Below are 13050 nucleotides of genomic sequence, written 5' to 3' on the forward strand. Positions count from 1 at the left end.
TTTTATGAATAAAGTGAGGGAAATTCAACTAGGAGAATTATCTTTATTAAAAAGTTTTATTGCTATTTGTAGTAAACATGATTTAAGATATTATGCTTTGGGAGGAACATTGCTAGGAGCAATTCGTCATAAAGGATTTATTCCTTGGGATGATGATATGGATTTAGGGATGCCTCGAAAAGATTATGAAAAATTTATATCTATTTGTAAAAAGGAACTTCCAGAACATGTTATCTTGAGGCTTCATGATGATAATTTAGGTAATACCTCTATTATGGATACATCTTTACAAGTTCCATTTGGAGATGAACTTTGTAGTCCTTTCATAGATATTTTCCCTTTGGATGGTTATCCAGATGATCGTTTTCATTATTTTATTCACACAAACAAAATTAAATTCTATCGAGCACTTTCTAAAATTTCTGTAATCGATCGTCTACATGATAGAGATCGGGGAAGTTTTGAAAATGCAATTGTGAGTATATCAAAAGTTTTAAAATTAAATAAACTTCTAAAAACATCCACCATTAACAACAAATTACAAAATCTCATTAAACAATATGATTTTGAAACTAGTTCAATAGTAGGTAATGTATTAGGCTCCTACAGAGAACGTGAACTTGCTAGAAAAGAAGTATTCGGTGAACCACAATTATTAGAGTTTGAGAACTTGGAAATAAGTTGCCATGCAAATCCAGATGAATATTTAACAAAAATATACGGTGATTACATGAAGTTACCCGAAGAAGCCGAGCGTAAAGGGCATTTCGAGTCTACATGGGGAGATTAATTTGAATAGTTTTGATTTAATGGGGGTCAGGATTGACCCTTTAACAATGGATGAAACAGTACAGGCGGTTGAGAATTTTGTCATTGAACAACGCCCTCTTCATTTAATGGGAGTAAACGCTGATAAGATTAACCAATGTCAATCAGATGAAGTCATTAAAAAGATAGTTAATGATTCTGAAATTATCAATGCAGATGGTGCATCAGTCGTTCTAGCCTCTCGATTTTTAGGCTACCAAGTTCCAGAACGAGTTGCTGGAATTGATTTAATGCAAAGATTATTAAAATTAGCCGATGAGAAATCTTATTCAGTGTATTTCTTTGGTGCTAAAGAAGAAGTTTTGCAAGATATGTTGAAAATTTTCCAAGAAGAGTATCCAAATCTACGAGTTGTTGGACATCGTAATGGTTATTTTTCTGAGGAAGATGAGCAAGATATTCAGGAAGATATTCGTGAAAAGAATCCCGACTTTGTATTTGTTGGAATTACTTCACCTAAAAAAGAATATATCATTCAAAAATTTATGGATAATAGAGTGAATGCTATTTTTATGGGTGTAGGTGGTAGCTTTGACGTACTGTCTGGTCACATTCAGCGTGCTCCACTTTGGGTGCAAAAATCAAACTTGGAGTGGTTGTTCCGAGTTGCTAATGAACCAAAGCGTCTCTTTAAACGATACTTTGTAGGGAATGTTACCTTTATTAAGCGAGTTTTAGATGAGAAACGAAAAACAAAAAAATAATATTTTACATATTTCACGAACGATGGATATTGGTGGTGCTGAGAGAATCGTGTACCAGTTGAGTTCTGATTTGCAAGATGAGTTTGATAGTGTACATGTTGCTTCTACAGGAGGTCTTTGGGAACCAGAATTGGAGACCCAAGGAATTATTCATCATAAAATTCAGGATATAGACAGCAAAAATCCTCTTACTGTGTTGAAGTTGCTTCTGACTATCTATCAAATTATTAAGACAAATGAGATTACTCTGGTTCATACGCATCATCGAATGGCAGCTTTTTATATTCGTTTATTAAAACTGGTTAATCCAAAGCTAGTCCACGTTTACACTGCTCATAATGTCTTTAAAGATAAGTTGTCTTTATATAGATTTTCACTGAAAAATGCCTATAGTATTGCAGTTGGTCAAGCAGTTAATCAAAATTTGAAAGATGATGTGGGAGTTGCAGACAGCACAGTTATCTATAACGGAGTGATCTTGAAACAGTCAAATAGACAAGTTGATGAGATTATGAAGTTTGAGGGAATCAAGCTAGGATGTATTGCAAGATTATCTGAACAAAAAGGTTTGACCTATCTGCTTGATGCTATCTCTTTGATTTCAGATGAAAACCTTCGTTTATTTATCGTTGGGGATGGGGAGCTTAGAGCCGAACTAGAAAATAAGGTTAAAGAACTCAATCTAGAGGATAAAATAACTTTTTTAGGGTATAGACAGGATATAGTCGAGTGTATTAATAGTTTTGATTTTTGTGTTTTGCCTTCTTTATTTGAAGGATTTGGCTTAGTTGCTATTGAAGCATTTATGAATGGAAAAACAATGGTTGCGACAGATATTCCAGGATTAGATGAAGTCGTTACAAAAGAAAATGGGATCTTGGTTCCCGCTAAAGATGCTAGGGCCTTAGCTTCTGCTATTGAGAGTCTGGCGACTGACTCAACTCTTAGAATTAGGTTAGCTCATCAAGCTAAAAAAGATTATGAAGAGAAGTTTAGTTATCCTATATTTTTAGAGAATTATCGTAAATTTTATCAAAAACTAATGGGAGATTCAAAATGAAAAAAGTAATGTTAGTTTTTGGGACGCGTCCAGAAGCGATAAAAATGTGTCCCTTAGTGAATGAGTTAAAGAAAAATGATTCAATTAAAACACTTGTGTGTGTAACTGGTCAACATAAAGAAATGTTAGAGCAGGTTTTAGATGTCTTTAAAGTTGTTCCTGATTACGATTTAGAAGTTATGAAGGCAAATCAAACACTATTTACAATCACGACAAGTATTTTAGATAAAATTCAAGCTGTTTTAGAGCAGGAAAAACCAGATATTGTTCTTGTTCATGGGGATACTACAACTACTTTTGCGACAGCTTTAGCTGCATTTTACATGGGAATTAAAGTTGGACATGTAGAGGCAGGATTGAGAACTTATAATCTTCAAAGTCCATTTCCTGAAGAATTCAATCGTCAGACTACTTCAATTATTGCAGATTTCAATTTTGCTCCGACAGAAGTGGCTAAAGAGAATCTTCTAAAAGAGGGAAGAGAGAATATCTATGTTACTGGAAATACTGTCATTGATGCCTTGAAGACAACCGTTCAAGAGCATTATGACCATCCTATTTTAGAGTGGGCTAAGGACAGTAAACTAATCATGTTGACAGCTCATAGACGTGAAAATCTTGGTCAACCCATGAAAAATATGTTTAACGCAGTTAATCGTATCCTGAATGAGTTTGAAGATGCTAAAGTCGTATATCCTATTCATAAAAATCCTAAGGTTCGTGAGCTAGCAAGTAAAGTGTTTGGAGACAATGAACGTATGAAAATCATTGAACCTCTAGAAGTCATTGATTTCCATAATTTTATGAATCAAAGCTACATGATTTTAACAGATTCGGGTGGTGTACAAGAAGAAGCACCTTCTTTAGGTAAACCAGTATTGGTAATGCGTGATACAACAGAACGTCCAGAGGGGATTTCTGCAGGAACCTTGAAATTGGTGGGAACAGAAGAAGAAAATATTTATAGGAATTTTAAGCTTCTTTTGGAAAATGAAGAGGAATACAACAAGATGAGTAAGGCAAGCAATCCTTATGGGGATGGAACAGCTTGTCAACAGATTGTAGCAGTTATCATGAAGGGATTAGTATAATGGGGAAAGTTTCGATTGTTGTTCCAGTATACAACGTTGAAGATTATTTGAAATATTGTGTTGATAGCTTAATTAATCAATCGTACAAGGATATTGAGATTATTTTGGTAGATGATGGCTCTACTGATGATTCTGGAAGAATATGTGATAAGTATGCCCAAGAAGATGACCGTATTAGAGTCTTGCATATTGACAATGGAGGCCTTTCTAATGCTCGAAATACAGGTGTAAAGTTTGCTTCTGCTGAGTGGATAATTTTCATTGATTCTGATGATTACTATGATCGTAGAACTGTTGAGTATTTAGTGCAACTTCAAAAGAAGTATGCTGTTGATCTTGTTGCAACTTCCGTCATCGAAGTTAGGGACTTCCAAAGTGAGGATTTTTTAGGTTCATTAACTAACATAGATTCTTTGAAATTAGATCGATATACAGCTTTGAAGGAGATGTTTTATGGAAATATAGTTGGAACTCATCCAGGGGGAAAACTATACAAAAAAGAAATATTGATGAAGTTTCCTTTTCCAGAGGGGATGATCTATGAAGATTTGGCTGTCTCTTTTGAGCATATCGGAGCATGCAATGAAATTGCCGTAGGATGCATCAATTTATACAAATATTATCGAAGACCTGGAAGTATTGTCAATTCTTCTTATAGTGATAAATTTTTAGACTTCTATAAGGCTATAGAGATGAATAGAGAATTTGTTCAGAGAGATTATCCTAATGATAAGGAAATGAAGAAAGCACTTACTGTACGTTATGTCTTTAAGGGGTTACATGTAGTACATGCTATGCTTAGTTCAGAGATGTATTCGGATGTCAATAAAATCAGAAAAGAATACATTCAATATTTCAAAGATATTATTCCGAATTCAAATGTTACAAGGAAAAATAAATTGAAATATATATTGTTTCTCGTATCTGCAAAATTGTATAAAAAAGTCAGAGAGAAAATGGGTTAGATAGTCATGAAAGTTTTGAGAAACTATGCTTATAATCTCTCTTATCAATTGTTGGTGATTATTCTTCCGATTATCACAACACCTTATGTTACTAGGGTTTTTAGTTCAAACGATTTAGGAACTTATGGATATTTCAATTCAATTGTTACCTACTTTATTCTTTTAGCGACTTTAGGAGTTGCTAATTATGGGACAAAAGAAATTTCAAGTCATCGGAATGATATTCGAAAAAATTTCTGGGGTATCTATACCTTGCAGTTTGGAGCAACTTGCTTATCAATTTTATTATATATAATTTTGTGCTTTGCATTTTCATTTATGCAGAATCCAGTAGCGTATATTTTAGGTTTAAGTTTATTATCTAAGGGAATGGATATTTCTTGGCTTTTTCAAGGCTTGGAGGATTTTCGTAAGATAACAGTTAGAAACATCACTGTTAAACTGGTGGGAGTTGTTTCAATATTTTTATTTGTCAAATCTCCAGGTGATTTATATCTATATGTTTCCTTATTGACGGTATTTGAATTATTAGGTCAGTTAAGTATGTGGTTTCCAGCTCGCGAATTTATTGGCAAGCCTCACTTGGATTTATGTTATGCAAAGCAACATCTTAAACCGGTAATTTTATTGTTTCTACCTCAAATAGCAATTTCTTTGTATGTTACTTTAGATAGAACAATGCTCGGTGCTTTAGCATCAACTACTGATGTTGGTATTTATGATCAAGCTTTAAAATTGGTAAATATATTACTTACTTTGGTAACTTCTCTTGGAAGTGTCATGCTTCCACGTGTTTCAAACCTTTTATCAAAAGGAAATAATGAAGCCGTGAATAGAATGCATCAGATATCTTTTTTAATCTACAATCTTGTGATTTTTCCGACTATTGCAGGCATGTTGATTATCAATAATGACTTTGTGAAATTTTTCTTAGGAAATGACTTCCAAGAAGCAAGATATGCTATTGCAATCATGATTTTTAGAATGTTTTTTATTGGATGGACGAACATTATGGGAATTCAAATTTTGATACCTCATAATAAGAATAAAGAATTTTTGACTTCAACAACGGTTCCAGCGATTGTTAGTGTTGGTTTAAATTTACTTTTGCTGCCTAAATTTGGATATATTGGAGCTGCAATTGTTTCTGTATTAACAGAAGTATTTGTATGGGGCATCCAATTGTATTTTACAAGAAAATATTTAAAAGATGTGCCAATTTATAAATCAACTGTTAAAATATTTTTAGCATCAATTCTTATGTATTTTGCTCTTTCATTTTTGAAGACACTTTTGACTTTTATACCTATTATTAATGTTGTTGTATATACTATATTTGGGGCGATACTTTATAGTTTACTAATTTTATTATTTAAAGTAGTTAGCTTAAAGGAAATAAAAGAGCAGCTATTAAATAATTAGTATTATTATAATCTATACAGAAATAATCAAAGTTATTTTTGTAAGAATTTGTTTTAGCTAAGTTAGTTGATTGAAAAAGTTTAGAAATGGAAGGATGAAAGATTGTAGATGAACTCAAAGATGAAAAATACTAAATAATATAAAAAAATTGTCAATTATGTTCATTCTATATTATTCTTTACTAAATAAATAATATGATAAAAATTAAATTTGAAAATCTACTGGTTAGTATTGTTGTATCTGTAATGATATTTTTTAATACTATTTCTACTACAATGCTGGATAAAACTTTTTTACAAGCTAAAGCAAATTATCTTTTATTAGTAGTTTTGTTGTTAGGTCTTCGTTTTATGTTTCCAAGACGTATTTCATTTAAATATCTAATATTTTCTTCTTTGCTATTATTATCAGGAATTTTAGTATATTTTCAGACTGGAAAACTTAATTTTCTTGTTTATTCAGCTCTTCTGGTCTTATTAGTTAATGTAGATATGAAAGTAGTTTTGAAAACGTATGTCATTGTAGCAGGTTTTCTTGTACTAAGTGTATTTCTTTTATCTCTCTTAGGTGCAGTTCCCAATTTACAATATCATCGCGAAGGAGTTATTCGGAACTCATTTGGATTTATTTATCCTACAGATTTTGCATCCCACTGTTTCTACATTTTCTTGGCTTTTTCTTATTTATTGAAAGATAAATTTATATGGATTAGGTCTCTAATAGGCGTACTTTTATCTTTTTTTATTATAAAATATTGTGATGCACGTTTAAATGCCTTATCAATTATTTTAGCAACAATTATTTTTATATTTTTCTACTTTAATGAAGATAAGAAATTCCGGATTTATTCAATTTTCCCTTATTCTGTAGTTCTATGTTCGTCAATAATGATGTATTTATCTTATATTTTCTCTTGGGGATCTCCATTTTTAGTATCTATCAATAAATTAATTACAGGTAGATTATCTTTGGGGAAAAATGCATTTAATACTTTTGGTGTACATCTATTTGGAACTAGAGACGTATTATTTAAAGGGTCAGGAGGTAAAACAGAGGCTGTTATTGATTATAACTACGTAGATTCATCGTATGTTCAAATGTTATTTACATATGGTGTTATACCTCTTGTGTTACTTATATGTCTGTATGTTGTAATTTCGAGAGAACAGTATAAACAGGGGCAATATTTATATGTAGTAATATTATCTTTAGTGGCTCTAAACTGCATGATTGAAGCTTTTTGGTTTGTCCCTACTTACAATATATTCATATTTTTGTTATTAACAAAAAATACTTTTGTTAATAAGTCGGTGAATAATTTTAATCCTGTGGATAAAACGGAGTTGTTGAACTGATGAAATTAAATTTTATGATTTGCAAATTTATTTTTCTTCATAAAATGAGCTATTCAAACTAATATTTCAAAAAATTTTTAAAAATTTATTTTTTCATGAGATTTTAATGAGGATAACTTTACAATGCTACAAAAGTGTCAAGTCTGATAAAGGAGTGTATTATGTACGATTATCTAATCGTTGGCGCTGGTCTGTCTGGAGCAATTTTTGCTTATGAAGCAACCAAGCGTGGAAAAAAAGTAAAAGTTATTGATAAACGTGACCACATTGGTGGAAATATCTACTGTGAGAATGTTGAAGGAGTCAATGTTCATAAATATGGTGCACATATCTTCCATACTTCTAACAAGAAAGTCTGGGATTATGTTAATCAATTTGCTGAATTCAACAACTACATCAACTCGCCTGTAGCTAATTACAAGGGTAGCCTTTATAATCTACCTTTCAATATGAATACTTTCTATGCTATGTGGGGGACAAAAACTCCTCAAGAGGTCAAAGATAAGATTGCGGATCAAACGGCTCACATGAAGGACTTTGAACCTACAAACTTGGAAGAACAGGCTATCAAGTTGATTGGTCCAGATATTTATGAAAAGTTGATCAAAGGCTACACTGAAAAGCAATGGGGACGTTCTGCGACTGACCTTCCACCCTTTATCATCAAACGTCTACCAGTTCGTTTGACTTTTGATAATAACTACTTCAATGACCGTTACCAAGGAATTCCAATCGGTGGCTATAATGTCATTATCGAAAATATGCTGAAGGATGTAGAAGTAGAACTTGGAGTTGACTTTTTTGCCAATCGTCAGGAATTAGAAGCTTCTGCTGAAAAAGTTGTCTTTACAGGGATGATTGACCAATACTTTGATTATAAACATGGTGAGTTAGAATACCGTAGCCTTCGTTTTGAGCATGAAGTTCTTGATGAAGAGAACTATCAAGGAAATGCAGTTGTAAACTATACAGAACGTGAAATTCCTTATACTCGCGTTATTGAGCATAAACACTTTGAGTATGGTACTCAGGATAAAACGGTTATCACTCGTGAATACCCAGCCGATTGGAAACGTGGTGATGAACCTTATTATCCAATCAATGATGAAAGAAACAATGCTATGTTTGCTAAATATCAAGAAGAAGCAGCACAGAATGATAAGGTCATTTTCTGCGGACGTTTGGCTGATTATAAATATTACGACATGCATGTAGTCATTGAACGTGCCTTGAATGTTGTAGAGGAAGAGTTTGAATGAGATAATGAAGGATAAAATTGATATTGTTGTTTTATGGGTAGATGGTAGTGATCCTGAATTTATTCGTAAGAAACAGTACGTAACGAATCAAAGCAACAGTTTAAGTGAATATATTGATGGTGATTTACGGTATCGTGATTATGGAACACTGAACTATTGGTTCCGAATGATTGAAAATCATGCGCCTTGGGTTAATAAGATATTTTTAATAACGAATGGTCAGAAACCTAGTTGGTTGAACTTAGAACACCCTAAATTAAAATTCTTAACTCATGAGGAATTCATGCCTTATGAATATCTTCCAACATTTAATTCAGCATCAATCGAATTGAATCTTCATCGTATCGAAGATTTATCGGAGAACTATCTATATTTCAATGATGATATGTATTTAATAAAAGATAGTAGCCCATCTGACTTTTATAAAAATGGGCAACCTAGGCTTTTTGCTGTATATGATGCTATAGTTCCATGGTCACCATTTACAAAAACCTATCTCAATAATATTGAGTTGATTTATCGGCATTTTCCTAAAAAAACAGCAATGCAGACTTCTTCTTGGAAATTCTTTAATTATCGTTATGGATTGAGAATGTTTAAGAATTTACTTTTATTGCCTTGGGGTGTGACAGGATATGTTAATCAGCATTTACCTGTCCCAATGAAGAAAAGTACTTTACAGTATTTATGGGAAATTGAATACGAGACTTTAGATAAGACCTCAAGGAATCAAATTAGAAACTATAGTATGGACGTCAATCAATATATTTGTCAATATTGGCAGATTGAAAGTAATCAATTTTATCCAGGCTCAAAGAACATTGGAAAGTCAATTGATTTGAATAAACTAGACCAACTAGAAAGTATTTTTAAGGATAAACATAGAAAACTTCTTTGTGTTAACGATAATATTGATTTTAAAGAAGAAAATCTTCTTCGCTTTAAACAAATATTAGATGTACGTTATCCAGAAAAGTCGAGTTTTGAAAAATAAGAAGTAACAAATGAAATATTATTTAAAAGAAAAATTTTTACATGATAAAAATACCAAAAATGCGGGGAATAAGGCTCGAAATGATGTTGAAGAAATAGTAGTTCGTAAGGGCTATAGTCCTTTGTTATTGATGGTAGATGATTGGTATCAAATGGGGACTATTAGAGCCCAACGACATAAGGCCAAAGCTCTATCTAAAGCTATCTCTAAGTTGAAGGAAGGGGATCAGCTACTGATTCAATTTCCTATGCTTCATCATAGTTTCTTTACGACTCATTTAGTCAAAAGAATACAACGTAAAGGAGTGAAGGTTCACTTTATTATCCATGATTTAGAAGTTTTGCGCTATGCTAATTTGGATACAGTACCCTTGAAGCATAAAATTCGTGTTCATCTTCAAGAGTCAAGTATTTTGAAACAAGCTGATGGTCTTATTGCTCATAATCCAGTTATGAAATCAGTGCTTGTTGATAAGGGGATTTCTGAGAAAAAAATAGTTAGTTTAGGCATTTTTGACTATTTGATCCCGAATTATCAGCACAAAGAAGATTTATCGAAGGAAGGGGCTATTATTGTAGCTGGAAATTTAGCTCAAGAAAAAGCAGGTTACTTATATGAATTGCCTGCAAGACCGGCATATAACCTCTATGGTGTTGGTTTTGATGAGTCTAGAAAACTATCCAATGAAACCTATTTTGGTTCATTTCTTCCAGATGAACTACCATCAGCATTAGAAGGAAGCTTTGGTTTGGTTTGGGATGGTGATAGTTCTAAAACTTGTAGTGGAGTGTTTGGTGAGTATTTGAGATACAATAATTCCCACAAGGCTTCCCTTTATTTGGCTTCTGGTTTTCCTATTATTGTTTGGAAGCAATCTGCTTTGGCTAATTTCGTCTTAGAAAAAGAGTGTGGAATTAGTGTTGAGAGTTTACTTGATTTAGAAGAAGTATTGGAACATTTGTCTCAAGAAGAGTATCAGAATTTGGTCAAAAATGCTAAGACCGTAGGTCAAAAAATTCGTGAGGGTTCTTATCTTTTTTCCGCATTGCAAGCTTTAAATTAATGAATCTAAAAATGACTTAAATAGATGAATGAGGGAGTTACTGAATTCCCTCTTTTTTATAGTTAAAAAGAGATTAAAAAATGAAATAGCATTCGATATTTGTCAGAAAATAACAACTAAAAATGAAAATTCAGAAAATTCTATTGACAGGATTTAAAAAAGGGGCTATAATGGATAGAAAAACAAAGGAGAAGACTATGAAAACAAGGAAAGTATTAGCTCTTGCGGGAGTAACTTTATTAGCTGCAGGTGTCTTAGCAGCTTGTTCTGGTGGTTCTGGTGCTAAGGGTGAGCAGACTTTTGCATTTACCTACGAGACAGACCCAGATAATCTTAACTACTTAACAACTGGTAAGGCAGCAACTGCTGACATTACTAGTAATGTGATTGATGGATTGCTTGAAAATGATAAATACGGGAACTTTATTCCCTCAATGGCAGAGGACTGGTCAGTTTCTAAAGATGGCTTGACTTACACTTATAAGATTCGTCAGGATGCCAAGTGGTACACATCTGAGGGAGAAGAGTATGCTCCTGTTAAGGCTCAGGACTTTGTGACAGGTCTTAAATATGCAACAGATAAGAAATCAGAAGCCCTTTACTTGGTACAGGATTCAATCAAAGGTTTGGACGCCTACGCTAAAGGAGAAATTAAAGATTTCTCTCAAGTTGGGATTAAAGCACTTGACGACCAAACAGTCCAATACACTTTGAAACAAACCTGAAAGTTTTTGGAATTCTAAAACAACAATGGGTGTCTTAGCACCAGTTAATGAAGAGTTTTTGAACTCAAAAGGGGATGATTTTGCTAAAGCAACAGATCCAAGTAGTATCTTGTATAATGGTCCTTATTTGTTGAAATCCATTGTGACCAAATCTACTGTTGAATTTGCGAAGAATCCTAACTACTGGGATAAAGACAATGTTCATATTGACAAGGTCAAATTGTCATTCTGGGACGGTCAAGATACTAGTAAACCTGCAGAAAACTTTAAAGACGGTAGCCTTTCAGCAGCTCGTCTCTATCCAACAAGTGCAAGTTTTGCAGAGCTTGAGAAAGAGATGAAGGACAACATTGTCTATACGCAACAGGACTCTACGACTTATGTAGTGGGGACAAACATCGACCGTCAGTCTTATAAATATACTTCTAAGACTAGCGACGAACAAAAGACTTCTACGAAAAAAGCTTTGTTAAACAAGGATTTCCGTCAGGCTATTGCCTTTGGATTTGATCGTACAGCCTATGCTTCTCAGCTAAATGGACAAACTGGAGCAAGCAAAATCTTGCGTAATATTTTTGTTCCGCCAACATTTGTCCAAGCAGATGGTAAGAACTTTGGTGATATGGTCAAAGAAAAATTGGTGACTTATGGGGATGAATGGAAGGATGTGAACCTTGCTGACGCTCAAGACGGTCTCTACAATCCTGAAAAAGCCAAAGCAGAGTTTGCCAAAGCCAAATCAGCTCTACAAGCTGAGGGAGTACAATTTCCAATTCACCTAGATATGCCTGTTGACCAAACAGCAACTACAAAAGTTCAGCGCGTCCAATCTATGAAACAATCCTTGGAAGCAACTTTAGGAACTGATAATGTCATTATTGATATCCAACAATTACAAAAAGATGAAGTTCTTAATGTAACTTTATTTGCACAAACCGCTGCTGGTGAGGATTGGGATATCTCAGATAACGTTGGATGGGGACCAGACTTCTCAGATCCATCAACTTATCTTGACATCATCAAGCCTTCTGTAGGGGAAAATACGAGAACTTACCTAGGATTTGATTCAGGAAAAGACAATGAGGCAGCTAAGAAGGTTGGTCTCAATGATTATGATAAAATGGTCAATGAAGCAGGGGAAGAAACTACAGATGTTACAAAACGTTATAACAAGTATGCAGAAGCTCAAGCTTGGTTGACAGATAGTGCCCTAGTCATCCCAACAACTTCTAAAACTGGTCGTCCAATCTTGTCTAAGATGGTACCATTTACTTTACCTTTCTCTTTCTCAGGTAACAAGGGGACAAGCGATCCGCTTCGATACAAATACCTTGAACTTCAAGACAAGGCAGTTACTGCAGATGAATATCAAAAAGCGCAAGATAAATGGATGAAAGAAAAAGAAGAATCCAATAAAAAAGCGCAAGAAGAACTTGCAAAACATGTGAAATAGATTAAACAAGAAGTTAGTTGTTAGCTAACTTCTTTTGGTTTCGAGAAAATAGATTGATGCCTATCCTATGTTCGACATTACGAAATGTATTTTATTGTAGAAAAAAATCCTGAGTTTTTATGCTCAGGATT

At 33.4% G+C, this 13050-nt stretch carries 10 protein-coding genes and 1 pseudogene; all 11 read left to right on the forward strand.

Features of this window, described 5'->3' with window-relative positions; translation table 11 throughout:
* Nucleotides 1-4 precede the first annotated feature (4 nt).
* The 11 genes and pseudogenes from ACORHU_RS01720 to ACORHU_RS01770 all read left to right on the forward strand — a co-directional run bounded on the left by ACORHU_RS01720 (nucleotide 5) and on the right by ACORHU_RS01770 (nucleotide 12919).
* Nucleotides 5-790 carry a LicD family protein gene (locus ACORHU_RS01720; protein ID WP_434365140.1) on the forward strand — a complete coding sequence of 262 codons (786 nt, stop codon included), beginning with the start codon at nucleotides 5-7 and terminating at the stop codon, nucleotides 788-790.
* Between the two features lie 19 nt (nucleotides 791-809).
* Nucleotides 810-1532, forward strand: a complete 723-nt coding sequence (locus ACORHU_RS01725) for a WecB/TagA/CpsF family glycosyltransferase (protein ID WP_434365142.1) — start codon at nucleotides 810-812, stop codon at nucleotides 1530-1532.
* The gene (locus ACORHU_RS01730) at nucleotides 1507-2592 is read left to right on the forward strand and encodes a glycosyltransferase family 4 protein (RefSeq protein ID WP_434364630.1); all 1086 of its coding nucleotides are present in this window, start codon (nucleotides 1507-1509) and stop codon (nucleotides 2590-2592) included. Before ACORHU_RS01725 ends, ACORHU_RS01730 begins: the two co-directional genes overlap by 26 nt.
* Complete coding sequence (wecB, locus tag ACORHU_RS01735; RefSeq protein WP_434364631.1) at nucleotides 2589-3683, forward strand: non-hydrolyzing UDP-N-acetylglucosamine 2-epimerase; 1095 nt, start codon at nucleotides 2589-2591, stop codon at nucleotides 3681-3683. Before ACORHU_RS01730 ends, wecB begins: the two co-directional genes overlap by 4 nt.
* The gene (locus ACORHU_RS01740) at nucleotides 3683-4648 is read left to right on the forward strand and encodes a glycosyltransferase family 2 protein (RefSeq protein ID WP_314853250.1); all 966 of its coding nucleotides are present in this window, start codon (nucleotides 3683-3685) and stop codon (nucleotides 4646-4648) included. The genes wecB and ACORHU_RS01740 overlap by 1 nt, the downstream gene beginning before the upstream one ends.
* A 6-nt stretch (nucleotides 4649-4654) precedes the next feature.
* Nucleotides 4655-6070 (forward strand): flippase, encoded by a 1416-nt coding sequence (locus tag ACORHU_RS01745; protein ID WP_434364632.1) that lies wholly within the window; start codon nucleotides 4655-4657, stop codon nucleotides 6068-6070.
* A 194-nt stretch (nucleotides 6071-6264) separates the two neighbouring features.
* Nucleotides 6265-7425 (forward strand): polysaccharide polymerase, encoded by a 1161-nt coding sequence (locus ACORHU_RS01750; protein WP_434364633.1) that lies wholly within the window; start codon nucleotides 6265-6267, stop codon nucleotides 7423-7425.
* 161 nt (nucleotides 7426-7586) lie between these two features.
* On the forward strand, nucleotides 7587-8684 hold the full coding sequence (gene glf, locus ACORHU_RS01755) for a UDP-galactopyranose mutase (protein WP_434364634.1): 1098 nt from the start codon (nucleotides 7587-7589) through the stop codon (nucleotides 8682-8684).
* Nucleotide 8685: 1 nt separating this feature from the next.
* Entirely contained in the window at nucleotides 8686-9678 is a 993-nt protein-coding gene (locus ACORHU_RS01760) for a stealth family protein (protein ID WP_434365144.1), read from the forward strand.
* 10 nt (nucleotides 9679-9688) lie between these two features.
* Entirely contained in the window at nucleotides 9689-10741 is a 1053-nt protein-coding gene (locus tag ACORHU_RS01765; protein ID WP_434364635.1) for a galactofuranosyltransferase, read from the forward strand.
* Nucleotides 10742-10938: 197 nt separating this feature from the next.
* Nucleotides 10939-12919: pseudogene (locus tag ACORHU_RS01770) on the forward strand (peptide ABC transporter substrate-binding protein).
* Nucleotides 12920-13050 lie beyond the last annotated feature (131 nt).

The organism is Streptococcus sp. KHUD_015, from assembly GCF_051106265.1.
Taxonomy (GTDB): Bacteria; Bacillota; Bacilli; order Lactobacillales; family Streptococcaceae; genus Streptococcus.

Bases quoted from the DNA above. Each gene is read 5' to 3' on its own strand.
- ACORHU_RS01720 (WP_434365140.1), top strand. From the start codon at position 5: ATGAATAAAGTGAGGGAAATTCAACTAGGAGAATTATCTTTATTAAAA.
- ACORHU_RS01725 (WP_434365142.1), top strand. From the start codon at position 810: ATGGGGGTCAGGATTGACCCTTTAACAATGGATGAAACAGTACAGGCG.
- ACORHU_RS01730 (WP_434364630.1), top strand. From the start codon at position 1,507: ATGAGAAACGAAAAACAAAAAAATAATATTTTACATATTTCACGAACG.
- wecB (WP_434364631.1), top strand. From the start codon at position 2,589: ATGAAAAAAGTAATGTTAGTTTTTGGGACGCGTCCAGAAGCGATAAAA.
- ACORHU_RS01740 (WP_314853250.1), top strand. From the start codon at position 3,683: ATGGGGAAAGTTTCGATTGTTGTTCCAGTATACAACGTTGAAGATTAT.
- ACORHU_RS01745 (WP_434364632.1), top strand. From the start codon at position 4,655: ATGAAAGTTTTGAGAAACTATGCTTATAATCTCTCTTATCAATTGTTG.
- ACORHU_RS01750 (WP_434364633.1), top strand. From the start codon at position 6,265: ATGATAAAAATTAAATTTGAAAATCTACTGGTTAGTATTGTTGTATCT.
- glf (WP_434364634.1), top strand. From the start codon at position 7,587: ATGTACGATTATCTAATCGTTGGCGCTGGTCTGTCTGGAGCAATTTTT.
- ACORHU_RS01765 (WP_434364635.1), top strand. From the start codon at position 9,689: ATGAAATATTATTTAAAAGAAAAATTTTTACATGATAAAAATACCAAA.